The organism is Paraburkholderia sp. J7, from assembly GCF_905220155.1.
In the GTDB taxonomy this organism is placed as follows: Bacteria; Pseudomonadota; Gammaproteobacteria; order Burkholderiales; family Burkholderiaceae; genus Paraburkholderia.
Genome location: NZ_CAJMYZ010000009.1, coordinates 98,882 through 122,488, shown reverse-complemented (window position 1 = coordinate 122,488; position 23,607 = coordinate 98,882). Strand labels below are relative to the sequence as shown.

22 protein-coding genes are annotated in these 23,607 nt (G+C 62.9%); 19 read left to right on the top strand and 3 right to left on the bottom strand.

Annotated elements, in window-relative coordinates; genetic code table 11:
- Positions 1–176: 176 nt before the first annotated feature.
- From U5A58_RS16560 to U5A58_RS16520, 9 genes are all read left to right on the top strand, one after another.
- Positions 177–1,268 carry a LacI family DNA-binding transcriptional regulator gene (locus U5A58_RS16560; protein ID WP_321945663.1) on the top strand — a complete coding sequence of 364 codons (1,092 nt, stop codon included), beginning with the start codon at positions 177–179 and terminating at the stop codon, positions 1,266–1,268.
- Positions 1,269–1,454: 186 nt separating this feature from the next.
- Complete coding sequence (locus U5A58_RS16555) at positions 1,455–2,702, top strand: ABC transporter substrate-binding protein (RefSeq protein ID WP_321962243.1); 1,248 nt, start codon at positions 1,455–1,457, stop codon at positions 2,700–2,702.
- A 104-nt stretch (positions 2,703–2,806) separates the two neighbouring features.
- On the top strand, positions 2,807–3,832 hold the full coding sequence (locus tag U5A58_RS16550) for a sugar ABC transporter permease (RefSeq protein WP_321936025.1): 1,026 nt from the start codon (positions 2,807–2,809) through the stop codon (positions 3,830–3,832).
- A complete protein-coding gene (locus U5A58_RS16545; protein WP_158762185.1) occupies positions 3,829–4,659 on the top strand; it encodes a carbohydrate ABC transporter permease in 831 nt (276 codons plus the stop codon). Before U5A58_RS16550 ends, U5A58_RS16545 begins: the two co-directional genes overlap by 4 nt.
- 67 nt (positions 4,660–4,726) lie before the next feature.
- Positions 4,727–6,064 (top strand): GH1 family beta-glucosidase, encoded by a 1,338-nt coding sequence (locus tag U5A58_RS16540; protein ID WP_321962242.1) that lies wholly within the window; start codon positions 4,727–4,729, stop codon positions 6,062–6,064.
- A 98-nt stretch (positions 6,065–6,162) separates the two neighbouring features.
- Positions 6,163–7,293: a sn-glycerol-3-phosphate ABC transporter ATP-binding protein UgpC gene (locus U5A58_RS16535; protein WP_321962241.1), complete on the top strand. Its 1,131-nt coding sequence runs from the start codon at positions 6,163–6,165 to the stop codon at positions 7,291–7,293.
- Positions 7,294–7,328: 35 nt separating this feature from the next.
- Positions 7,329–7,559 carry a hypothetical protein gene (locus tag U5A58_RS16530; RefSeq protein WP_321962240.1) on the top strand — a complete coding sequence of 77 codons (231 nt, stop codon included), beginning with the start codon at positions 7,329–7,331 and terminating at the stop codon, positions 7,557–7,559.
- A gap of 692 nt (positions 7,560–8,251) precedes the next feature.
- Complete coding sequence (locus U5A58_RS16525; protein WP_069262207.1) at positions 8,252–8,482, top strand: type II toxin-antitoxin system Phd/YefM family antitoxin; 231 nt, start codon at positions 8,252–8,254, stop codon at positions 8,480–8,482.
- Positions 8,482–8,871, top strand: a complete 390-nt coding sequence (locus U5A58_RS16520; RefSeq protein ID WP_042267575.1) for a type II toxin-antitoxin system VapC family toxin — start codon at positions 8,482–8,484, stop codon at positions 8,869–8,871. Before U5A58_RS16525 ends, U5A58_RS16520 begins: the two co-directional genes overlap by 1 nt.
- Here the strand turns inward: U5A58_RS16520 and U5A58_RS16515 are convergent.
- Positions 8,850–9,899 carry a LacI family DNA-binding transcriptional regulator gene (locus U5A58_RS16515; RefSeq protein WP_321911278.1) on the bottom strand — a complete coding sequence of 350 codons (1,050 nt, stop codon included), beginning with the start codon at positions 9,897–9,899 and terminating at the stop codon, positions 8,850–8,852. The genes U5A58_RS16520 and U5A58_RS16515 overlap by 22 nt on opposite strands.
- 313 nt (positions 9,900–10,212) lie before the next feature.
- Between U5A58_RS16515 and U5A58_RS16510 the strand changes: the two genes are divergently transcribed.
- From U5A58_RS16510 to U5A58_RS16470, 9 genes are all read left to right on the top strand, one after another.
- Entirely contained in the window at positions 10,213–11,508 is a 1,296-nt protein-coding gene (locus U5A58_RS16510) for an extracellular solute-binding protein (protein ID WP_321911276.1), read from the top strand.
- 89 nt (positions 11,509–11,597) lie between these two features.
- Positions 11,598–12,515, top strand: coding sequence for a sugar ABC transporter permease (locus tag U5A58_RS16505; protein ID WP_321911275.1), 918 nt, complete (start codon positions 11,598–11,600; stop codon positions 12,513–12,515).
- A gap of 3 nt (positions 12,516–12,518) precedes the next feature.
- Positions 12,519–13,349 (top strand): carbohydrate ABC transporter permease, encoded by an 831-nt coding sequence (locus tag U5A58_RS16500; RefSeq protein ID WP_321962239.1) that lies wholly within the window; start codon positions 12,519–12,521, stop codon positions 13,347–13,349.
- A gap of 34 nt (positions 13,350–13,383) precedes the next feature.
- The gene (locus U5A58_RS16495) at positions 13,384–14,514 is read left to right on the top strand and encodes a sn-glycerol-3-phosphate ABC transporter ATP-binding protein UgpC (RefSeq protein ID WP_321911271.1); all 1,131 of its coding nucleotides are present in this window, start codon (positions 13,384–13,386) and stop codon (positions 14,512–14,514) included.
- 107 nt (positions 14,515–14,621) lie between these two features.
- A complete protein-coding gene (locus U5A58_RS16490) occupies positions 14,622–17,030 on the top strand; it encodes a glycoside hydrolase family 3 N-terminal domain-containing protein (protein ID WP_321962238.1) in 2,409 nt (802 codons plus the stop codon).
- 88 nt (positions 17,031–17,118) lie between these two features.
- A complete protein-coding gene (locus U5A58_RS16485; protein WP_321962237.1) occupies positions 17,119–17,886 on the top strand; it encodes an SDR family oxidoreductase in 768 nt (255 codons plus the stop codon).
- The gene (locus U5A58_RS16480) at positions 17,883–18,767 is read left to right on the top strand and encodes an SMP-30/gluconolactonase/LRE family protein (RefSeq protein ID WP_321962236.1); all 885 of its coding nucleotides are present in this window, start codon (positions 17,883–17,885) and stop codon (positions 18,765–18,767) included. Before U5A58_RS16485 ends, U5A58_RS16480 begins: the two co-directional genes overlap by 4 nt.
- Before the next feature lie 165 nt (positions 18,768–18,932).
- Complete coding sequence (locus tag U5A58_RS16475) at positions 18,933–19,559, top strand: hypothetical protein (protein ID WP_321962235.1); 627 nt, start codon at positions 18,933–18,935, stop codon at positions 19,557–19,559.
- A 514-nt stretch (positions 19,560–20,073) separates the two neighbouring features.
- Positions 20,074–21,222 (top strand): GGDEF domain-containing protein, encoded by a 1,149-nt coding sequence (locus U5A58_RS16470; RefSeq protein WP_321962234.1) that lies wholly within the window; start codon positions 20,074–20,076, stop codon positions 21,220–21,222.
- A gap of 24 nt (positions 21,223–21,246) precedes the next feature.
- On the opposite strand, the gene U5A58_RS16465 is transcribed toward U5A58_RS16470, so the two are convergent.
- Both U5A58_RS16465 and U5A58_RS16460 read right to left on the bottom strand, forming a co-directional pair.
- Entirely contained in the window at positions 21,247–22,131 is an 885-nt protein-coding gene (locus U5A58_RS16465; protein ID WP_321962233.1) for an amidohydrolase family protein, read from the bottom strand.
- Between the two features lie 39 nt (positions 22,132–22,170).
- A complete protein-coding gene (locus tag U5A58_RS16460; protein WP_321962232.1) occupies positions 22,171–22,668 on the bottom strand; it encodes a MarR family transcriptional regulator in 498 nt (165 codons plus the stop codon).
- Positions 22,669–22,779: 111 nt separating this feature from the next.
- On the opposite strand from U5A58_RS16460, the gene U5A58_RS16455 reads away from it, so the two are divergent.
- Entirely contained in the window at positions 22,780–23,607 is an 828-nt protein-coding gene (locus U5A58_RS16455) for a p-hydroxycinnamoyl CoA hydratase/lyase (RefSeq protein ID WP_321962231.1), read from the top strand.

Below are 23,607 nucleotides of genomic sequence, written 5' to 3'. Positions count from 1 at the left end.
TGTCAGGTATTGCTTAATTCTCTCTCTAGAGAGGCCGGTGCGATCTCTCCTCCACCCTGGTCGCACCGGCTGCTTTTTCTGTGGTTTGTTGTTTCACTTAGTCAATTCGAATTCGTATCGGGAATCGCTTTTTCAGTATTTGAAAGCGCTTTCATGGAAATGTTCAGGCGGAGCTCATGACCGACGGCACCAACGAAACACCCGGCGCGCCCAGTGTCCCTGGTGGTCCAACTTCGGGCCCGAACGTGACGCTGGAAGAAATTGCGCGCGCAGCCGGCGTGTCTCCCAGCACGGTGTCGCGCATCCTGAACGGCACCGCACGCGTGCTTCCCGAAAAGCAGCGAGCCGTGGAAGAGGCCATCGCGCGGTTCAACTATCGGCCAAACGTGCTGGCGCGCAGTCTTGCGAGCGGCCGGACCGAAACCATTGGCGTATTGACGCAGGCCGTGTCGAGTCCGTTTTACGCCGAGTGGCTGCGCGGGATTGAAGAGGCGCTTGCCGAGCCGGGCTTCACGCCGATTTTCGTGAGCAGCCGCTGGAATGTCGTCGACGAAAAGGCGCGCCTCGAAGAATTCATCGCGCGCCGCGTGGACGGCATCATTCTGCTGCACGCACAACTCGACGAGCCAACGCTCACCGAATATTCGCGCTACGCACCCATGCTCGTGCTGGGGCGCTCGGTGCAAAACGGCCTGGCGCTGGCAGGCCTGCCGATCGACAACCTGCAGGGCGCGCGCGACGCGACGCGCCATTTGATCGAGCAGGGCCACCGCGAAATCGCATTCATTGCCGGCCCGAGCAATCACGAGGACGCGATCGAGCGTCTCGACGGCTACCGCAGCGCGCTGGAAGAAGCGGGCATCGGCTTCGACGCCGATCTGGTCGAGCAGGGCGATTACCTCGAAACCGGCGGTGTCGCGGCGATGGAGCGGCTGCTGACGCGCCGGCCTTCGCTGAGTGCGGTGTTCTGTGCGAACGACCAGACTGCGTACGGCGCGCGTCTGACGATGTTTCGCCGCGGCGTGCGCGTGCCCGAGGATGTATCGCTGGTCGGCTTCGACGATCTGCCGACCTCTTCGTATATGACCCCGCCTTTGACGACGGTCAGGCAGCCGACCTATGAAATCGGCCGGCTCGCGGCGCAAGGCATCGTGCAGATGATCCGCAAGCAGCCGGTGGCACTGAGCCCGATTCCGCTCACGCTGGTCACGCGCGAAACGACGCGTCGGATCGGACCTTCGTTGAGCGGGGGAGATGCACGTGCGTGAAGGTCGTGCCCACGTGTGTGTCCTTGGTGGGCCGTTTTTTTAGTTTTGCCGTGAAAGCGCTTTCAGACATCAGAGCGCGGCAAGCATGTCGTTAAGCATGACGAATCAATACAACAGGGGAAGTAGTTCGTAGCAGCAGGGGAGCATTTGAACGTCACTCACAAACGTTTCATCAGGAGACATGTAATGAATTTCCGTTTTTCAGGCACTGCCGCCGCCGTTTTGCTGAGCCTCGCTACCGTGGCCGCGCATGCCAACACCACGCTGACTGTCGCGGTGTTTCCGAAGCTCGACCAGGAAATCAAGGACGCGATTCCCGCGTGGAAGAAACTGCATCCGGACGTCGACATCAAGGTGTCGTCGCTCGCGATCGGCGACCACCACAACGCCATGACCACCGCGCTTGCGACCAGCTCGGACCTGCCCGACGTGATGGCCGTGGAAGTCGGCTTCATCGGCCGGTTCGCTGCGGGTGGCGGTCTCGAAGATCTGGCCAAGCCGCCTTATAGCGCGGGTCAGTACAAGAACCAGTTCATCAACTACACGTTCGCGCAGGCCACCACGCAGGACGGCCAGATTGTCGGCATGCCGGGCGATATCGGCCCGGGCACGCTGTTCTACCGCAAGGACATTCTCGACAAGGCGGGTGTGACCGAAGCCGACCTGACGAAGTCGTGGGACTCGTATCTCGCGGCCGGCCAGAAGATCAAGAAGGCGACGGGCGCGTACCTGATGGCGTCGTCGCGCGATATCGAAGACATCTATATTCGCGCCGACCTGAAGGAAGGCGACGGCGTGTACTTCGACAAGGCCGGCAATCCGGTCGTGACGTCGCCGCGCTTCGTGAAGGCGTTCGAGCTTGCGAAGAAGGCGCGTGATCTCGGCCTCGACGCGAAGATCACGCCGTGGTCGAACGAATGGGCCGAAAGCTTCAAGCGCGGCACGGTGGCAACGCAAATGATGGGCGCGTGGCTTGGCGGCCACCTCTCGTCGTGGATCGCACCGGACACGAAGGGCCTCTGGCGCGCAACGAATCTGCCTGGCGGCGCTTATGCATCATTTGGCGGCACGTTCTGGTCGATCCCGGTGAAGGCCACGCAAAAGCAACTGTCGTGGGAATTCATCAAGTTCCTGACGACGCGCACGGACGAGCAGCTCGCTTCGTTCCGCTCGATCGACGCGTTCCCGGCGCTGCTTTCCGCCCAGCACGACGACTTCTTCGCGCAGCCCGTGGCGTTCCTCGGCGACGAAAAAGCTCGCCTGATCTGGCGTGATGCCGCCGCGCATATCCCGGCGATCCAGCGCAGCAAGTATGACCAGGTTGCCGAAGAGGCGGTCCACTCGGCGCTCGACAAGGTGGTCGACAGCAACGAGGACATCCACCAGGCACTGCAGGAAGCGCAGGCTGATATCACGCATCGTGTCCGCCGTTAAGCGGTTTTGATGAAATGGCGCGGCGCTACGCCGCGCTCTGAAGCCCGCTGCAACAGCGTGGCCGCCCACCTGGGCCGGCCACGCCCGAATGGACGGAACTATTGATGAACTCTCCTCTGCCCACAACTGAACAGGTTTCCCGCGAAGGGCTCGCGCGCGACACGCTCGCGCCGCTCACCCACGCTCGCGGAAAGCTGCGGCTCAATCCGGTCAAGATTGCGCCGTACCTGTTTCTCGCGCCGTTTTTTGTGCTGTTTGCGGTGTTCCTGGCCTTTCCGCTGCTGTTTTCGCTGTATCTCTCGTTCCAGAGCTGGGACGCGACGGCGGGACTGGCGAGCATGAAGTGGGTGGGCCTGTCGAACTTCACGTTCACGCTGACTGACCCGTGGTACTGGAAATCGCTCTACAACACGGCCTCGATGGCGGTCATGTCCGGTGCGCCGCAGCACCTCATTGCGCTGCCGCTGGCGTTCTTTCTGCAAACCGCGTTCCGCCGCTGGCGCAATTTCGTGGTTGGGCTGTACTTTCTGCCCTTCATCACGTCGAGCGTGGCGATCGCGCTGATTTTCTCGTCGCTGTATTCGACCGACTTCGGCATGATCAACCTCGCCATTGCCGAAATCGGCAAGATTCCGGGGCTGCACTGGATCGTGCCTTCGAAACCGATCGAGTGGCTGTACAACCCGGCCAATGTGAAACCGGCGGTCTCCGTTGTCGTGTTCTGGCGCTATGTGGGCTGGAATACGGTGCTGTATCTGTCTGCACTGCAGACCATTCCGAAGGACATTTACGAAGCGGCGCGCATTGACGGTGCAAACGGCTGGCAACAGTTCACGCGCATCACGATCCCGCTTCTGAAGCCGATGATTTTCTTCGCGGTCACGCTTTCGATCATCGGCGGGCTGCAACTGTTCGAAGAGCCGTTCATCCTGCTCCCGAACGACGGCATGGGGACGAGCCAGTCTGGCCTGACCACGGCGGTCTACATGTATCGCACGGCATTCCACGACGGCGACTTCGGCACGGCCAGTTCGATTGCGTGGCTGCTCTTTATCACGATCTCCGCGCTGATGTGGCTCAACACGCGCATTTTCCACCGCAGCGGCATGAAAGAGGAGGCACAGCGATGAAACTGTCCAACAACAAGGCACGTTATACGGGTTATGCCGTCGTGCTGGCGGGCGCGGTGCTGATGTTCTCGCCGTTCTGGTTCATGTTCGTCTTCGCCACGCACACGAGTTCCGAGATTTTCTCGATGCCGCCGCCGCTCTGGTTCGGCAACGCGTTTCTCGACAACATGGCCTCGCTCATGCGGCACATTCCGTTCTGGCGCAATCTGGGCTGGAGCTTCTACACGGCCACGATTCAGACCGTGCTGACGCTGCTCGTCACGTCGATGGCCGGTTACGCGTTCGCGATGTACGAGTTCCGCTTCAAGAAGACGCTCTTTGCCGTTGCGCTCACGGCCATGCTGGTGCCGCCGTTTCTCAGCATGATTCCGACCTTCATGACGATGAACCTGCTCGGCTGGATCAATCAGCCGCGCGCGCTGTATGTGCCAGGCGCTGCCGCCGCGCTCGGCGTGTTCCTCATGCGCCAGTACATCGCGTCGGCGATTCCGTCCGACCTGATCGAGGCGGCGCGCATCGACGGCTGCGGCGAGTTCCGCATTTACTGGAGCATCGTGCTGCCGCTGCTCGGGCCGGCACTGGGCACGCTCGGGCTCATCAGCTTCATTCAGGCCTGGAATAACTTTCTCTCGGCACTGGTTGTGCTGCGTTCGCCTTCGATGTACACGCTGCCCCTCGCGCTGCGCATTCTGCAAAGCCCGACCAACTCGGACTGGGGCGCGGTCATGGCGGGGTCCGCGGTGGCGGTGGTGCCGTTGCTCGTGCTGTTCGCCTTCACCTCGCGGCGTTTGATCGACGGTTTGACGACCGGCGCGGTCAAAGCCTGAGTTTCACACTTTCATTTCAAGCACGTTCGCCGAAAAGCGAACACGACTAATCAGGATACCTATCGTTATGTCGACGTTTCGATTCAAGGAAGACTTCGTTTGGGGCGTGGCCACCAGCTCGTATCAGATCGAAGGCGCAGCGCGTGAAGACGGCCGTGGCGAGTCGATCTGGGACACGTTCTGCCGCGTGCCCGGCAAGGTCGTGAAAGGCGAAAGCGGCGACGTGGCCTGCGATCACTACCATCGTTTCGAAGAAGACCTCGATCTGATGGCGCAAATGGGCGTCAATGCTTACCGTTTTTCGATCGCATGGCCGCGCGTGCAGCCGGACGGCCGGGGCGCGTACAACGACAAGGGCCTCGCGTTCTACGAGCGTCTGGTCGACGGTTTGCTCGAGCGCGGAATTCAACCGTTCGCCACGCTCTATCATTGGGACTTGCCGCAAGCGCTGCAGACGGCGCAGAACGGCTGGGAAAGCCGCGACACGGCGTATCGTTTTGCCGACTACGCACGCAAGATCGGCAGCGTGCTGGGCGACCGGGTTGCTTCAATCGCCACGCACAACGAGCCGTGGTGTACCGCATGGCTCGGCAATGCAACGGGCTACTTCGCACCGGGCAACGCCGACCTGAAGAAAGCCGCTCACGTGGCGCATCATCTGCTGCTCTCGCACGGCCTCGCGGTTCAGGCCATGCGTGCCGACGGCGTGAAGGCGCCGCTTGGCATCGTGCTCAACCAGTCGCCGGCACACGGCGCGACCGACGCGCCTGAAGATATCGCCGCCGCCTCGCTCGAATACGCGAAGTTCGTGCGCTGGTACATGGACCCGATCTTCAAGGGCGAATATCCGGCCGAAGCGTTGAGCTGGTATGGCGCAAACGGCCCGCAGGAAGTCATTCGCGAAGGCGACTTCGACATCATCGGCGCGCCGCTCGACTTCCTCGGCATCAACTATTACACGCGTATTTTCGCGAGCGCTTCGGGCGACAAGCGTCCGCCGGGCGTCCACGGTTTCACGGACATGGACTGGGAAGTCTATCCGGAAGGCCTGACCGAGCTCCTCACGAAGCTCAATGCCGAGTACAAGCTGCCGCCGATTTTCATCACTGAGAACGGCTGCGCGGCGAAAGACGTGCTCGAAAACGGACGTGTTCAGGACACCGACCGCATCCGTTTCCTCGATCTGCACCTGGCTGCGCTGTCCGATGCCGCGCAACAAGGCGTGGACGTAGCCGGCTATTTCGCATGGAGCATGCTGGACAACTTCGAATGGGCGTGCGGCTACGACAAGCGATTCGGCATGGTGTATGTCGACTACGAGACCCAGAAGCGCACGCTGAAGGACAGCGCGCACTGGTATAGCGAGGCCATCGCGGAGCATGCGGCCGCCGAGGCAGCCCGCTAACGCGGGCCCAGAGAACAGCACCGTAACCCGCGCGACAGAGGACGAGACGCCGAAATCGCGCGGGACGGCAAGGCAAGAGCACTAAGGAGGACGTAACAATGGGCGAACTCGTATTGCGCAACGTCGTGAAGACGTACGGTGAAGGTCCGCAGATCATTCAGGGCATCGATCTGCATATTCCGGACGGGCAGTTCACGGTATTCGTCGGACCTTCGGGTTGCGGGAAGTCGACCATGCTGCGCATGATCGCCGGGCTCGAGGAAGTGAGCGGCGGCGACATTCTGATCGACGGCGTGCGCGTGAACGATCTGCAGCCGGTGGACCGCGGCGTGTCGATGGTGTTTCAGAGCTATGCGCTCTATCCGCATATGACGGTGGCGGAGAACATGGGCTTTTCGCTCAAGCTCTCGGGCAAATCGAAGCGCGAAGTGCGCGAAGTCGTGGGCCGTGCCGCGGAAATCCTGCAGATCACGCACCTGCTTGAACGCAAGCCCAAGGCGCTCTCGGGCGGCCAGCGGCAGCGCGTTGCAATTGGCCGCGCGATCGTGCGCAAGCCGCGCGTGTTTCTGTTCGACGAACCGCTGTCGAATCTCGATGCGGCGCTGCGCGTGCAGATGCGCATCGAACTGGCGAAGCTGCACCGTGAGCTGGGCACGACGATGATTTACGTGACGCACGATCAGGTCGAGGCGATGACGCTCGGCGAGCAGATCGTGGTGTTCAACAAGGGCAACATCGAACAGACGGGCGCGCCGCTCGATCTGTATGACCGGCCCGCGAACCGCTTCGTCGGCGGCTTTATCGGCTCGCCGCAAATGAACATGCTGAACGCGACGGTGGTGTCGCAAAACGGCGTGCAAACCGTCCTGGCGCTCGCGGGCGCGAGCCATCGCATCGCGCTGTCGGGTCGGCCGGACCGTGCGCTCAATGGCGAATTGACCTTGGGCGTGCGTGCCGAACACCTGAGCATCGGCCTCGCGGACGAAGGCATCGCCGCTCGCGTGGAACTGGTCGAGCATCTGGGCGACGTGTCGATCCTGCACGCGCGTCTGGACGGCATGGCGCACGCCATTGCGCTCAAGCTCGACAAGAAGGACGCGCAGTACGAGCCGGGCGCACGCGTGGGCATCAAGGTGGCGTCGTCCGCGGTCACGCTGTTCGACGCGAGCGGCGCGGCGGTGGCGTTCGAGCGCCCCGAAGTGGGAGAGAACGTTCAAGCCGTCGTTTGATGTGCGCGATGGCGAACGCGATGGAGACGAGTGCGATGGCGAACAAAGGGTCGAAGGGCGATTTCGAGTCGGTTGCGAGAGCGCCGGCCGGGCCAGTTGCGCCGCCTGCTGATGCGCCCGAGGCGACGGACCGGGAGCGCGAGCGCCCGGACGCGCCGGCGCGCCCCGAGAAAAGGCGCGAACCGCTGCATGCGTTCATCGTCCATTTCGATGCGGAGCCTTCGTCGAAGCCGCCGCGGCCGGATTCTCCGGACCAGCCAACATGACGATATCGGGACAGGGATGATTACGAGTGTCGCGAATGGGCGTTACGACTTTTATTACCGCCCGTTTAACGTTAGCCGGAACGGTACTTTTTTGCAGTACGCTTTGGCGAACTCGCCAGGCGCTCGTCCCTTGCTGGGCCGGGATCTGGCGGGGTTTACGCGCACGCTGCCGTATTTCACCGAGCCCAGGTAAACCACGCATGGCGGTGCCAGAACGGTGGATTTAACATCAATTAACGTTAAGGGTAACGTTATTATGTTTCTGCTTAATCGACGGTCTGCAACAAGGGCAATCCTCTCCCCCAACGCTCCGCTTCCCTGCGGCAGCGTCCGTACGGCCAGGCGAGGCGTACACCGCCATTCGCACCTGGCCGCCGGCAAGCAACACACCGTGTTGTCTTGCCTCGCGGGTCGCTCGATCACAACTCGGGCTGCCTGACGGGTACTCACAGACATATCGATTATATGAAAGCGCAAGGGCCGCCGGGGTGTATTCGTGCAAAAGATGTTACCGGTAAAAACCCGCAGTTCGTGCGTGCGGGGTGCGCCGGCGCCAGGGCGTAGTTCAGGCAGTCAACTGAAGTGCAAGGCCGATAAAGAGCCATTGGGGAACGAAGCGCAGGTAGTCGATTGCGCACGCAACAACCCGATGCAATAACAATCCGATTGAATTTTGATGGGTGGAGAACGTCATGGAAAAGCGAGTATCGAAAGCCATTTTCAAGTCCCGGGCCTGCGAGCTGTTCCGCCAGGTCGAAACGCTGGGCGAAACCGTCGTCGTGACGGACCGGGGACAACCTACCATTGAAATCCGGCCCTATCGCAGCAAGACGGAGAATCCGCTCGAACTGCTGCGTGCGTCGATCACGCATTTCAACCTCAAGCATGCGCTTGCACCGGTTCCCGCCGAGCAGGAAGAGTAATGATCACGCTCGACACGCTTGCGCTCGTGTGCTGGCTCGGCAGGCAGAAAGCGTTGAGCCAGGCCGCGCACGATGCGATCGACCGTGAACTCGCTGGCGGCGAGATTCTCATCTCGGCAATCAGCGCGCTCGAAATTGCGGAGTTCGTGAAGGCCGGCAGCCTTGGGCTCACGATGGACGCCCGGAGTTGGCTCTCCACGTTTCTGAAGCTGGATGGCGTGCGCCTGATTCCGGTCGATTCCGAAATTGCGTTCCGCGCGGCGACGCTGCCGCCCGCGCTGACTTCGCATCAGAGGCTGATCGTCGCGACCGCGCGCACGCATGGCGGCGCGCTCGTGACCTCCGATGCGAAGGTGCGTGCGTCGACTTACGTCGAAACGATCTGGTGACGCGAGCGGCGGTGCCGCGTCCTGGCCGGGCCGGTCGAGTCGCGCACCACCAGCTCCGCGGGCAGCGTGATGCGCTGCGAAGCGGCGTCGATGCCGGCGATCTGCGCGAGCAGCGTATTGACCGCCGAGCGCGCCATTTGCTGGAACGGCTGGCGAATCGTAGTGAGTGCGGGATGAAACTGCTCGGACATGGGAATGTCGTCGAAGCCGATCACGGAAATGTCGTCGGGCACGCGCAGGCCCGCTTCCCTGACCGCGGCGATCACGCCGAACGCGCTCTGGTCGTTGGCCGTGAAGATCGCGGTGGGCGGATCGGAAAGATTGAGCAGGTCGAAGGTGACGTCGAACGCCATCATTTGCGAGAGATCGCCTGCGGCAACCAGCGCGTCTTCGCGCGGCAAGCCGAGCTTGGCGAGCGTGTCGCGATAGCCGCGTTGACGGTCGCGCACCCCTTCGATGGTTTCGTCGCCGGCGAGGAAGGCAATGCGCTTGTGACCGAGTTCCGCGAGATGTTCGACCGCGAGACAGGCGCCGCCGTAGTTGTCGACGGATACCGAAGGAAAGCCCGTGAGCGTGCCGCGCTGATCGACCACCACCACTGGCACTTTGGCCGTGGCGAGCGCTTCGAGACAGAGCGACTCGCGCGGCAGGATGGCGAGAATGCCGTCCGAGAATTGTTGAATCAACCCAAGCAGGTCGTGATGCGTATGGCGGTCTTCGTCGAACACGGTGTACACGAGCATTTCCATGCCCGCGCCGCGTGCCGCGCGGCCCGCGCCGAGCACCAGTTCGCTCGAGAACTGCGTGTCGAGCGTGGGTGTGATGATGCCGATGATGCCGTTGCGCCCGCCGGAGAGTTTCTGCGCGGTACGGTTCACGACATAGCCGATATCGGAAGCGATTCTCAGCACTTCGTCGCGCGTTTCGCGCGACACGCCCGGGCGTCCGTTGAGCGCGCGCGACGCGGTCATCTGCGACACCCCGGCGAGCTTGGCGACGTGCTCAAGCGTGGGAGTTTGCCTTGCCATGCGTGGTGTGGGCTTACGAGAGGTCATGTCTGCGAAGACTCGCTCGTGACTCGCTGGTTACTCCGCGGGTTAGGCGCTGGTCACGTTAGCGATACCGTTTATGTGCTGGCTATTCTATCAGATGCGCAGTTTTTCAAATGTCCACGTGTACGCAAACCTTGCGCGGGGCGCAAGCTCAGGGCGGGGGCTCACCAGGAAAATCCCGCATAGCCGTAGTTCAGGTCTCGGCTTAACATCCACTAACGTTAAGGCTAACGTTAAATCCTCAGGTAACACAGGTAGCTCTCAAAATTCCATAAGAGGGGACACAAACATGGCGTACCCAGGTTTCTCCAAGGCGCGGGCGGTAGCCGGCGCCACGGCACTGCTGTTCTCGTTGTCTGCAGTCGTTTCGAACGCCGTTGCGGCGGATTCCAAAACCATCACGGTATGGGATCAGCAGACCAATGCGTCGTCGAGCAAGATCATTCGTGACGCGTCGGACCGCTTCGAAAAGTCGGACCCGGGCTACAAGGTCGAAAATTCGCACGTCCTGAACGAGGCCTACAAGACGAAGCTGAAGGTCGCATTCGGCGCGAACCAGCCGCCGTGCGTGTTCGAGAACTGGGGTGGCGGCGGCCTGCAGGAGTATGTGAAGTCCGGCCAGATCGTCGATCTCACGCCGTACCTGAACAAGGACCCGGCGTTCCGCAGCCGCTTCATGCAGTCGTCGTGGAACGTCACGACGTTCGGCGGCAAGACCTACGGTGTGGCAGCCGAAAACGCGGCGGCCGCCGTGATCTTCTACAACAAGGAAGTGTTCAAGAAGTACGGCATCACGCCGCCGAAGACGTGGGATGAGCTGATGCACGTCGTCGATGTGCTGAAGCAGCACAACGTGGCCGCGTTCTCGCTTGCGAACAAGAACAAGTGGACCGGCTCGATGTACTACATGTACCTCGTCGACCGTATCGGCGGTCCGCAAGTCGTGAGCGACGCGATTGCGGGCAAGGGCAAGGGCTTCGAAGATCCGGCGTTCGTCGAAGCCGGCAAGCGTATTCAGGAGCTCGTGAAGGCCGGCGCGTTCGCGCCGGGCATCAACGGTCTCGACTATGACTCGGGTGCTTCGCGCCGTCTGCTGTATACGGGCAAGGCTGCGATGGAACTGATGGGCGCCTGGGAAGCTTCGACGATCGCGAACGAGAATCCGGCGTTCTCGAAGGATCTCGACTTCTTCCCGTTCCCGAGCGTGCCGGGCGGCAAGGGCGATCCGCGCGACCTGATCGGCACGGTGGGCGACGGCTTCCTGAGCATCTCGGCCGAGTGCAAGACGCCGGACGCCGCCTTCAAGCTGATCCAGGCGCTGACCGACGACCAGGCAATGCAGGCACGCGCCTCGGATGACCACAAGCTCCCGCCGGTCAACAACGTCAAGATCGACGATCCGTTCACGCAGCGTTTGCAGCAGCTGCTGGCCGCCGCGCCGAGCGTGCAGCTCTGGTACGACCAGGCACTGCCGCCTGCGCTGGGCGAGCTGCACAAGGACACGACGCAGGCGCTGTTCGGTCTGTCGGTCACGCCTGAGGCGGCTGCGCAGCAAATGGAAGCCGCTTCGAAGAAGGGCGGCTGATCTTTAGGGCCGGTTATCAATGTGAACAGGCCCTAACACTCAAGAAAAGTCCGGCTGGCTCCGCGAGGCGCCGGCTGGCAGACAAGCTCGTGAATATCGCACTTTCCGCTACACCTGAACGCCGGCTGAAGCTGTCGTCGCAAACGCTCGTCACGGTCGTGTTTCTCGCGCCGTCGCTGCTGCTGCTGGCTGTGTTCCTGCTTTATCCGCTCGTTTCCAGCCTGCGGCTGTCGCTGCTCGACTGGAATGGCCTTGGCAATACCGCCCGCTATACCGGGCTCGCGAACTGGGTGCGGCTTGCCCACGACACGGTGTTCTGGCAATCGCTCAAGAACAACGTGATTCTCGCGGCCGCCTCGATCGTGATCCAGCTTCCTGTGGCGCTCGCGCTCGCCGTGCTGCTGGAAAAAGCCGGCCGTGGCTCGCGCGTGCTCAAGGTGCTCTATTTCCTGCCGCTGCTCATGTCGAGCGTGGCGATCGGCGTGCTGTTCAAGCAGATCTACGATCCGAATTTCGGTCCGCTGAACGTCGCGCTGCAGGCCTTCGGTCTGGATGGTCTCGCGAAAGACTGGCTGGGCGACCCGCATTTCTCGCTGGGTGCGACGATCGCCGTGATCATCTGGCAGAACGCGCCGTTCTACATGATCCTGTTCTTGGCCGGCCTCTCGTCGATGCCGGCCGAAGTCAACGAAGCCGCGCTGCTCGACGGCGCTTCCGAGTGGACCATTTTCTGGCGCATCAAGCTGCCGCACCTGCAAGGCACGGTGCGCACGGCGGTGATTCTCTCCGTGCTCGGCTCGCTGCGTTACTTCGATCTCGTCTTCGTCATGACCGGCGGCGGCCCCGAAGGCTCGTCCGAGGTGATGGCCACTTACATGTATCGCACGGTGTTCAGTTCGTTCCAGCTCGGCTACGGCAGCACCATCGGCTCGGCGATGTTCCTGATCGTTATCGCGGTGGCGGCGGTGTCGATGTACTTCACCCGTCGTTACGCAACCGAGGTCTGAACCATGAACAAGAAATTCCGCTTCCCGCGCGTGGGAATTCCACTGCTCGCGCTGATCTGGCTGGGTGTCACGACGATCCCGTTCATCTTCATGGTCGTGTCGAGCTTCAAGAGCCAGGAAGAGACCTTTTCGACGAACGTGTGGGCGCCGCCGGGTCACGTGTATTTCGGCAACTACGCGGCAGTGCTGCAGGGGCCGTTCTTCACGTATTTCCGCAACAGCGTGTTCACGGTGGGCGTTTCGGTGGCGCTGATCGTCATCATCAGCGCAATGGCCGCCTATGTGTTCGCGCGCATGCGCTTCAAGCTGAACAAGATGCTCTTCGGTCTCGTGGTCGCGGGCATGATCGTGCCGCTGCATGCCACGCTCGTGCCGATCTATCTGCTCACGCGTAACCTCGGTCTCTACGACACGCCGTTCGCGCTGCTCGGTCCGTATGTGGCCCTCAGTCTGCCGGTGTCGATCTTCATCCTGACCGAGTTCATGCGCCAGATACCGCGCGAGCTGGAAGAGGCCGCGCAACTCGACGGCTGCAGCCCGTTCCGCATTTTCTGGCGTATTTTCTTCCCGCTTTCGGGGCCGGGGCTCGCCACTGTGGCGATCTTCAACGGCATTGGTCTCTGGAACGAGTTCATCTTCGCGTACATGCTCACGTCGACGGCCGAGCACCGCACGCTGCCGCTCGCAATCTGGGACTTCATGGGGCAATACGCTTCGAACATTCCCTCGATGCTGTCTGTTCTCGTGCTCACGTCGTTGCCGCTGATCGTTGCCTACGCATTCGGTCAGGAGCGCGTGATCAAGGGGATGATGGCCGGCTCGCTCAAGGGCTGATTTGCATCGCACACCGAACTTCGCATAAAACGATATGGCAAGCATTTCCCTCAATAACGTACAGAAGGCCTACGCGAGCGGCAACGCGGTGATTCGCGACGCCAACCTCGAGGTCGGCAAGAACGAGTTCTGCGTGTTCCTCGGCCCGTCGGGCTGCGGCAAGTCCACGCTGCTGCGCATGATCGCCGGGCTCGAATCGATCACCGACGGCGAGTTGCGTATCGACGGTCAACGGATGAACGAGGTCGAACCCGCGAAGCGCAAGGTCGCGATGGTATTCCAGAACTACGCGCTCTATCCCCATATGAGCGTGTACGAGAACATGGCATTCGGTCTGCGTCAGGCGAAAATCGACAAGGCCGTGATCGACAAGAAGGTGCGCAGCGCCGCAGCGGCGCTGCAACTCGATACCTATCTCGAACGCCGCCCGGCAGCGCTATCCGGCGGCCAGCGCCAGCGCGTGGCGATCGGGCGTGCCATTGTGCGCGAGCCGGGCGTGTTCCTGTTCGACGAACCGCTGTCGAACCTCGACGCCGCGCTGCGCGTGCAAACGCGTACCGAAATCGCGCGTCTGCACCGCGAGTTCAGCGAAGCGAGCGCCGTGTACGTGACGCACGACCAGGTCGAAGCGATGGCGCTGGCCGATCGTATCGTGCTCATGCAGGCGGGTACGCATATGGAGCGCAACGGCAGCGTTGCACAGGTGGGCGCGCCGCTCGATCTGTATCACCATCCGAAGAGCCGCTTTGTCGCGGGCTTCATCGGCTCGCCGAAGATGAACTTCTTCGCCGGCACCGTGGTGGGCGGCGACGATGGCGGCGTGGTCATCGACCTGGAAAGCGGCGAGCGCGTTCGTGCGCGCGTGGACGGCTCGCGGGCGCGCGCCGGCATGAAGGTGACGCTCGGCGTGCGCCCGGAACACTTGCGCGTGGCTGTTGATCCGCGCAATGAACAAACATTGGCGAGCCGTGTGAAGCTGGTTGAGCACATGGGCGAGCACAGCTATATCCACGCGACGCAAACGGGCCCGGCTGCGGTGACGCTGATCGCCAAGGTGCCCGGTGACAGCCCGTTGACGCACGATGAAGCGGTCAACCTGGCGCTGCCCCCCGAGGCTTGCCACGTTTTCGACGATCACGACATGGCGCTGCGACGTCTGATCTGAGCGGAGCGCGGCTTTTGCCGCGCGGCTGCGCAACGCCAATTTCAAAAGCACAACTAAGCAGACGGTGAGGAAAAAAGCCGTCTGGTGCAATACAAGGGAGTCAATCGATGTCGCTTGAACACACCACTGAGGTTGCGGTTTATCGCCGCGCCGATGCGCCGACCGAGCAACGCGTGGCCGATCTGCTCGCGCGCATGACGCTCGACGAAAAAATCGCCCAGCTTCACGCCGCGTGGCTGAAGCTGTCCGCCGACGGCGACCACAAGGCGCGCTCGATCGATTTCGCGCAAAGCGCGAATAGCCTCACTGTGGACCAGATTCTGGCGCATGGTCTTGGCCAGATCACGCGCCCGCTCGGCACGCACACGGTCGATCCGAAAGAAGGCGTGCGCGCGCTCAACGAGCTGCAGCGCAAGATGGTCGAAGACACGCGCCTGGGCATTCCCGTCATGTCGCACGAGGAATGCCTCGTGGGCCTGATGATCAAGGACGCTACGTTGTTTCCCTCGCCGCTGAACTACGCGGCGACGTGGAACCCGAGCCTCGTGGGCGAAGTGGGGCTCATTATCGGCGAGCAGGCGCGCTCGATCGGCTGCCACCAGGGGCTCGCGCCCGTGCTGGACGTCTCGCGCGATCCGCGCTGGGGCCGCACCGAGGAAACGCTCGGCGAAGATCCGTATCTGGTCGGCGTGCTCGCGTGTCACTACGTGAACGGTCTGCAAGGCGAGCGGCGCGATGTGCTCGCCACGCTCAAGCACTTCGTCGGTCACTCGGCGAGCGAAGGCGCGCGCAATCACGCGCCCGTGCACGTCGGCCCGCGCGAGCTGAACGATGTGTTCCTGCTGCCGTTCGAAATGGCGGTCAAGCTGGCGCACGCGGGCTCGATCATGCCGGCGTACCACGATATCGACGGCGTGCCCTGTCATGGCGACCGCACGCTGCTGCACGATACGCTGCGCGAAAAGTGGGGCTTCGAAGGCCTCGTCGTTGCCGACTACGCTGCTGTGGATCTGCTCTACAGCCACCATGCCGTGGCGCACGACAGCGCATCGGCGGCGGCGCTCGCGTTCAATTCAGGGCTCGACGTCGAACTGCCTGGGCACGAGTGCGCTGTCCATTTGAAGGAAGCGCTCGAGCGCGGCGAGATCACGGAAGCGACGATCGACACCGCGGTTTCGCGCGTGCTGCGCACGAAATTCCAGCTTGGCCTGTTCGAGAACCCGTACGTGGACCCCGAGCGCGTGGATGTGAAGGGCGCGGCGGCGGGCGATACGGCCTACCAGGTCGCGCTCGAATCGGCGGTCCTGTTGCGCAACGAAGGCGGCGTGCTGCCGTTGCATGCCGATGGCGCCCAGAAAATCGCCGTGATCGGCCCGACTGCCGACGACCCGCTCGCGCTGCTCGCGGGCTATAGCTTCCCGGTGCACCTCATCAACTCGGGCGAGCAGTCGGTTGCTTCGATTGCCACGCCGCTCGGCGCATTGCGCGCGCTGCTCGGCGAGGCGCGCGTGCTGCATGCCAAGGGCTGCGACATCATCAAGGAGCGCCGCGCGGGCGCGCCGGTTTTCCCGGGCGATGTGTCGCTCGACCTGAGCGGCAGCGCCAACCGCGACGAATTGATCAGCCAGGAGACCGATGGCATTGCAGGCGCCGTCGAAGCCGCGCGCGCGGCGGGCGTGGCCATCGTATTCGTCGGCGATCTGGCGGGGTTGTTCCAGTCCGGCACGGTGGGCGAAGGGTCCGACACGGACAGCCTCGAACTGCCGGGCGTGCAGCTGCAATTGCTCACGGCCGTGGTCGAGAGCGGCACGCCAACCGTCGTCGTGATGACGGGTGGCCGTCCGTACAACCTCGGTGGTCTCGAAGATCGCATCGCCGCGCAGATCATGGCGTTCGCACCCGGCGAGCGCGGTGCCGAGGCGCTGGCCGATCTGCTGGTGGGCCGCGCCAATTTCAGCGGCCGCATGCCGCTCTCGGTGCCGAAGAGCGCAGGCGCCGTGCCGTATGTGTACAACCATCGCCTCAAGAGCGCGGGCACGCCGATCGCCTACCACTTCGGAAGCCGTTATCCGTTCGGTTTCGGCCTGGGTTACGCGCCGTTCCGCTACAGCGATCTCGCGGTGGCGCAGAGCGAAGTCGCGCTTGAAGACGGCACGGTCGAACTGAGCTTCACGGTTGAAAACATCGGCGAGCGCGAAGGCACGGAGATCGTGCAGATCTACGTGCGCGATCAGCACGCGTCGGTGGCCCGGCCGGTGCGCGAGCTGAAGGCGTTTGCGCGCGTGCCGCTCGCGGCGGGCGCCTCGGCGCGCGTACGCGTGACGCTGCCCGTCGACATGCTCAATTTCACCGACGCACGCGGCGAGCGTATTGTCGAGCCGGGCGCTTTCGATTTGATGGTGGGCAGTTCGAGCCGCGACATTCATCTGCGCGGCACGGTCACGGTTGCGGGCAACGCGGCGCGAACACTCCCGCGCGACTGGCGCATGTTGAGCGCAGTCGAAGTCGTATCGTAAGGGCAGGACACGCAGCAGGTCAGGGTGGCGAGCTATTTATGGCTCGCCGCCCTGTTTGGGGTTCTACAAGTCAAAACTGGAATATCTGATGTCGTACGCAATCTATCCGAGCCTGGCGGAAAAAACCGTCGTTATCACCGGCGGCGGCAGCGGTATTGGCGCTGCGGTTGTCGAGGCGTTTGCGCAGCAGGGCGCTCGCGTGTTCTTCCTCGACGTGGCCGAACAGGATTCGCTGGCCCTGCAGGAAACGCTTCGTCATGCGAAGCATCCGCCGCTGTTCAAGCGTTGTGATCTGCGCAGCGTCGACGCGATCGAAAGCGTGTTCGCTTCGATTGTCGAAGCAGCGGGCCCGATCGACGTGCTCGTGAACAATGCGGGAAACGACGACCGCCACGATATCGGCGAACTCACGGGGCAGTACTGGGACGAGCGTATCGCCGTGAACCTGCGCCACCAGTTCTTCTGCGCGCAGGCCGCCGCGCGGGGCATGCGCGCGGCGGGGCGCGGCGTGATCCTGAACTTCGGGTCAGTGTCGTGGCATGTGGCATTGCCGAACCTGCCGATTTACCTGACCGCGAAGGCCGGCATCGAGGGTCTCACGCGCGGTCTTGCGCGCGATCTGGGCAGCGCGGGCATTCGCGTGAACTGCATCATCCCGGGCGCCGTGAAAACGCCGCGCCAGATGAACCTGTGGCAAACGCCGGAGAGCGAGGCGAAGGTGGTGGCGGGGCAGTGTCTGCCCCTGCGCATCGAGCCCGAGCATGTCGCGCGCATGGCGTTGTTCCTCGCTTCCGACGACGCCTCGCGCTGCTCGGGCCGCGATTACTTTGTCGACTGTGGATGGTACGGAGAATGACGATGCCGGTTCCTGTGTGCGTATGGCCCATCGGCGCGGAGCTTGCCGAAGGGCCGCTGTGGCAGGCCGCGGAAGACGCGATCTATTTCGTCGATATCAAGGGCCGCCAGATTCATCGCCTCGTGGTCACGACCGGGGTGCGCACGACGTGGTACGCGCCCGACCAGGTCGGCTTTCTCGCGCCGCTCGGGGACCGGGTTTTCGTGTGCGGCATGCCCGACGGCCTGTATCGCTTCGATGCGGTGAGCGGGGAATTCGACAAGCTGGTGGACGTCGAGCCGCATTTGCCGGGCAATCGTCTGAACGACGGTTTCGCCGACGCGCAAGGACGTTTGTGGTTCGGCTCGATGGACGACGCCGAAGAATCGCCGACCGGCACGCTGTACCGCGTGGACGAAGGCGGCACGATGAGCGCACAGGACAGCGGCTATGTGATCACCAATGGCCCGGCCATGAGTCCGGACGGCCGCACGCTCTATCACAACGACACGATGCGCCGCGTCGTCTATGCGTTCGATGTGGCCGTTGACGGCACGCTGTCGCGCAAGCGTGTATTCACCGCGATTTCCGGCGACGGCCACCCGGACGGCATGGCCGTGGACGCCGAGGGCTACGTGTGGGTCGCGCTATTCGGCGGCTGGCGCATCGACCGCTATTCTCCCGAAGGCGAACGGGTCGAGCAGGTGGCGTTTCCTTGCGCGAACATCACGAAGCTCGCGTTCGGCGGGGACGATCTGCGCACCGTGTACGCCACGACTGCGTGGAAGGGGCTCACGGCCGCCGAGCGCGAAAAGCAACCGCAGGCAGGCGGCTTGTTCTCGTTTCGCTCGCCGGTGCCGGGGCAGGCTCAGGCACGCTGCGCGGCGGCCTTCGCGCGCTAGGCCGTATCGACCGGATTGACGGTATTGACCGTATCGATCGCATCGACCCTATAAGACTAAAGTCCGATGCCCGGGGCGTGCTGCAGTGTTAGGCTCCGAGAGCACACGCCATGGTCCCGGACCGGCGCAACAAGCGTGGCACCTGATCGTTTCAAGGGGACTACCATGCTCTATCGATCGAATACGTGCATGTCGTTCGCGCGCAGCCTTGCGCTCTGCGTCGCGGCCATTGGCGTTTATGCCGCCTCGGCACCCATCTGCCTGGCCGCCGATACAGACGCCTCGGCCGCTTCTGAAGCCATGCCAGCCGGGGCATCGGTCGACACGGAAAGCGGCACGATCAGTCTGATCGATCGGAAGAATGCACTGATCGTCGTGACCGTGCCTGGGCGCGACGACCTGAGCTTCAGTGTGAAAGAGCATCCGGACGTGCTCGATGTCGTCAAGGTCGGCGACAAGCTTACAACCCACTATCTGGAGCCGTATGTCACCGGTTTGACGCCCGCCAACGGCGTGGCGATCACGCGCCTGACCCACACGGCAAAAATTACGCAGCACTCCTCCGGCGCCGACAACGAAAACTTCCAGGTGCTCCGCGTCTTCAGCGGCGTGGCGCAAGTCACAGCCGTCGACCGCAAGCTCAACCTCCTGACCATCGTGGACAAGTCGGGCACTGCGCGCTCCATTCGGGTGAGCCGCCCCGATCTCGTCGAGGTGATGCAGACCCTCAAGCATCATAGCCACGTGAAGATCACGTACGAATCCGAGATGACCGTCACCGTCGCCCGTTAGCGGCATCGTTGCGCGCAGTCGATAACTTTTTTTCGAGTGGGCCGATCCGTTTTCGTTCGCCCATCCGTCTTTAGCATGCCGGTCGCAGTGTGCACCGGCTTCGGCGAGAACAGGAGGGCGCGATGGAGACGATGCAGAGTCAAACGGTGCTGATTACCGGAGGAAGCCGGGGATTGGGTCTTGCCATGGTGGCGGCGTCTTTTTGCGCGCTATGTGCTGGACCGGGCGCCCTTGCGAACGGTCTAGTCCGACCCTAAAATTCTGGCAGCGCGTTGCTTCAACGCATCGTGCCTGGTCTGATGTAAATCGTATGATGTGCACGTCAATTTCCCCCATTGGTTGCTAGCTCAACCAAAGCCCCTCACCCACCGCATTCCTAAAGTTTTCCTTACAGCCTGCCGTTATCGCACTTGGGCGGCGGCGCCCGTTGCTTTCGCACGGCCGTACGACGCGGACTTGACAGGGCGCGAGGGGCGAAAACGTCTGGCGCGCGGTACGACCGACGGTGACGCATGTGAGCTCCCGCAACGAAATCTACTCTTTGCCGCGTGGCAAGCTGGCCCGTTGGTTGACCGAGCCCGGACAGGACACGCCGCACGAAATCCGTGTCGCCCTTGTCGGCACCTTGTTCGGAACCCTGCCGATCTTCTTCGGCGGCGTGTCCAATACCGTGGCCGTGGCGTGGCTCCTGGCGCGCCGCCATGGAACGCTTCCGTTCAAGTTCTGGCTCATCGCCGAAATCGTCGTCTGTATGGTGCGGCTCGCCATTCTTACCCTTTCGCGCCGCCGCGCGAGGGAGGGCAAGAGCACGCCCACCGACATCTATATTCTCCTCGCGCCGTTGTGGGGCGCGACCGTGGGCTACGGCGCGCTCGTCAGCGCCATGAGCCGGGACTGGGTATCCGCCACGCTCGCCTTCCTTTCCGCCGCCGCCATGGTGGGCGGGATCTGCTTCCGCAATTTCGCGGCGCCGCGGCTCGTGGCGGTCATGATCTGCCTTTCGCTCGGCCCGTGCTGCATCGGCGCGTTGCTGGGCGGCGAGCCGGTGCTCCTGCTCTCGCTCCTGCAAATTCCCTTCTATCTGTTCGCCATGAGCGCCGCCGCGCGGCACCTGAACGCCATGCTCATCTCGACGATGAAGGCCGAACGGGAAAACAGCCATCGCGCGCGCCACGATGCCCTCACGGGGCTGCTGAACCGCGACGGCCTCTTCAGCGCGGCGGGGCCGGCGAGCGCGACGCCCCTCAAGGCGGGCATGACGGTGTTCTTCGTCGATCTCGACGGCTTCAAGCTGGTCAACGACGCGCATGGCCACAAGGCCGGCGACATGCTGCTCGTGCAGGTCGCGAGCCGCCTGCGCATGCTGGCCAGCGCGGGCGCATGGGTGGCCCGTATGGGCGGCGACGAATTCGTGATCGTCGATCCTCAGGCGGACCGGGCGCCGCGCGAAAGGGCGAGCCGCGTGACCGCAGCGATCGAGCGGCCCTTCGAACTGGCGCCTGGGCTCCTGGTGAGCGTTGGGGCGAGCGTCGGCTTCACGACGGTCGCGGCGAACGAGCTGGACGTCGATCTGGTTCTGCGCCGCGCCGATCTCGCGATGTACGCCGTCAAGCGCGAAAAGGCGCCGGGCGAACCGGTTCCGGTGGTTGAAAGACCCGCATGACGCTCGCGGCACACGCGGCTTTCTTCAGGGCTTTGCCGCGAGATCCAGCAGCCGCACCGCATTCTCCTTGAGGATCAAGGGCCGCACTTCCGGCTTGATGTCGAGCGTATCGAAATCGGCGAGCCAACGGTCGGGGCGGATCAAGGGAAAGTCCGAAGCGAACAGCACCCGCTCGCGCAACAGCGTATTCGCGTACTTCACCAGCTCCGGCGAGAAGTACTTCGGCGACCAGCCCGACAGGTCGATATAGACGTTGGGCTTGTGCAGCGCGATGGAAAGCGCCTGCTCCTGCCACGGCCACGACGGGTGCGCGATCACGATCTTCATGTCGGGGAAGTCGGCGGCCACATCGTCGAGATAGATCGGCTCCGAATACTTCAGGCGCAATCCGCCGCCGCCGCGCATGCCCGAGCCCATGCCCGAGTGGCCGCTATGGAACACGGCGGGCAGGCCAAATTCGGCAATCACCTCGTAGAGCGGATACGCCAGCCGGTCGTTGGCGAAAAAGCCCTGCATGGTGGGGTGAAACTTGAAGCCGCGCACGCCGTGCTCCTCGATCAGCCGCCGCGCCTCGCGTGCGCCGAACTTGCCCTTGTGCGGGTCGATGCTGGCGAACGCGATCATGATGTCGGCGTTTTGCTGCGCGAAGTCGGCGATTTCTTCGTTGTCGATGCGGCGGCGCCCGATATTCGCTTCGCAATCCACCGTGAACATCACGAAGCCGATCTTGCGTTCGCGATAGTGCTCGATCGTTTCCGGAATCGTCGGGCGGCGGCCCTGCTTGAGCACGGTGCCGAAATATTTGTCGGCGGCCTCGTCGAATTCCTTCGCGAAGAGGTCGGGCGGCTGGCAACACGACACTTCGGCGTGAACGTGCGTGTCGATGGCAACGAGCGGGTCGATGTTCAAGGGTGTCTCCTCCTTTTTGTCATTCTCCGCATGCTCGCCTCAGGCGGCGCGCAGATTGCGCACGCAGGCATGCAGCAGCGCGTGTAGCTTCTCAGCTGTTTCGTTGTCCATATCGTCGAGCATTGCGCCTTCCACGTGATCGGCGGCGGCGTCGCATTCGCCCAGCAGCGCGTTGCCTGCCTCGGTGAGCGAGAGCAGCACCACGCGTCGGTTCATCGGGTCGGCTTCGCGCATGACCCAGCCGTTTGCCTCCATCGTCTTGACGACTTCGTTGGCGGCCTGCGGCGTGATGAACGAGCGCTCGGCGAGTTGCGCATTGGAGGAGCGCCCGCGCGCGCGCAGCACGGAAAGCGCGGTGTATTGCGGCAGCGTGAGACCGTGGCGCGCGAGCGCTTCCGTCAAACGGCGCGAGACGACGCGGTCGAGCTGGCCGATCAGGTAGCTCAGGCGCATGCGCGGCACGGCGTGCGGGCTGCCTTCGGCACTCTGCTGCGCGGTTCGGGCGCGCGGCACGGTGGGGGAAGTTTTTGGGTTCATCGCGTTTTACGGGTTTGTACCGACGAGATCATATTCTACTTTACATATCAGGTAGCCTGATAGTAAATTGATTTCAAGCCGCGAGTGCGGCAGTGTCTACGGAGATAGAGAATGGGTTACGAAGGTCGCTGGAAAACGGTCAAGGTCGCGGTCGAGGGCGGCATCGCCTGGGTCACGTTCAACCGGCCGGAAAAGCGCAATGCCATGAGCCCGACGCTGAACAAGGAGATGATCGACGTGCTCGAAACGCTCGAGCTCGACGGCGAAGCGCAGGTGCTCGTGCTGACCGGCGAAGGCTCGGCGTGGACGGCCGGCATGGACCTGAAGGAATATTTCCGCGAAGTCGATGCGGGCCCCGACGTGCTGCAGGAACGCATTCGCCGCGACGCGAGCCGCTGGCAATGGCAACTGCTGCGCATGTATTCGAAGCCGACCATCGCGATGGTGAACGGCTGGTGCTTTGGTGGCGGCTTTTCGCCGCTCGTGGCGTGCGATCTCGCGATTGCCGCCGACGAAGCGACGTTCGGCCTTTCGGAAATCAACTGGGGCATTCCGCCGGGCAACCTCGTGAGCAAGGCAATGGCCGATACGGTGGGGCACCGCGAGGCGCTTTACTACATCATGACGGGCGATACGTTCACGGGCCAGCAGGCCGCGAAAATGGGTCTCGTCAACAAGAGCGTGCCGCTCGCGCAACTGCGCGAAGAAACGATCGCGCTCGCCGCAAAGCTGCTCGACAAGAACCCGGTCGTGCTGCGCAACGCGAAGCATGGTTTCAAGCGTTCGCGCGAACTGACCTGGGAGCAGAACGAGGACTACCTCTACGCGAAGCTCGACCAGGCCAACCATCGCGACAAGGAAGGCGGCCGTGAGCAGGGTCTCAAGCAGTTCCTCGACGAGAAGAGCATCAAGCCGGGCCTGCAGGCATACAAGCGCTAA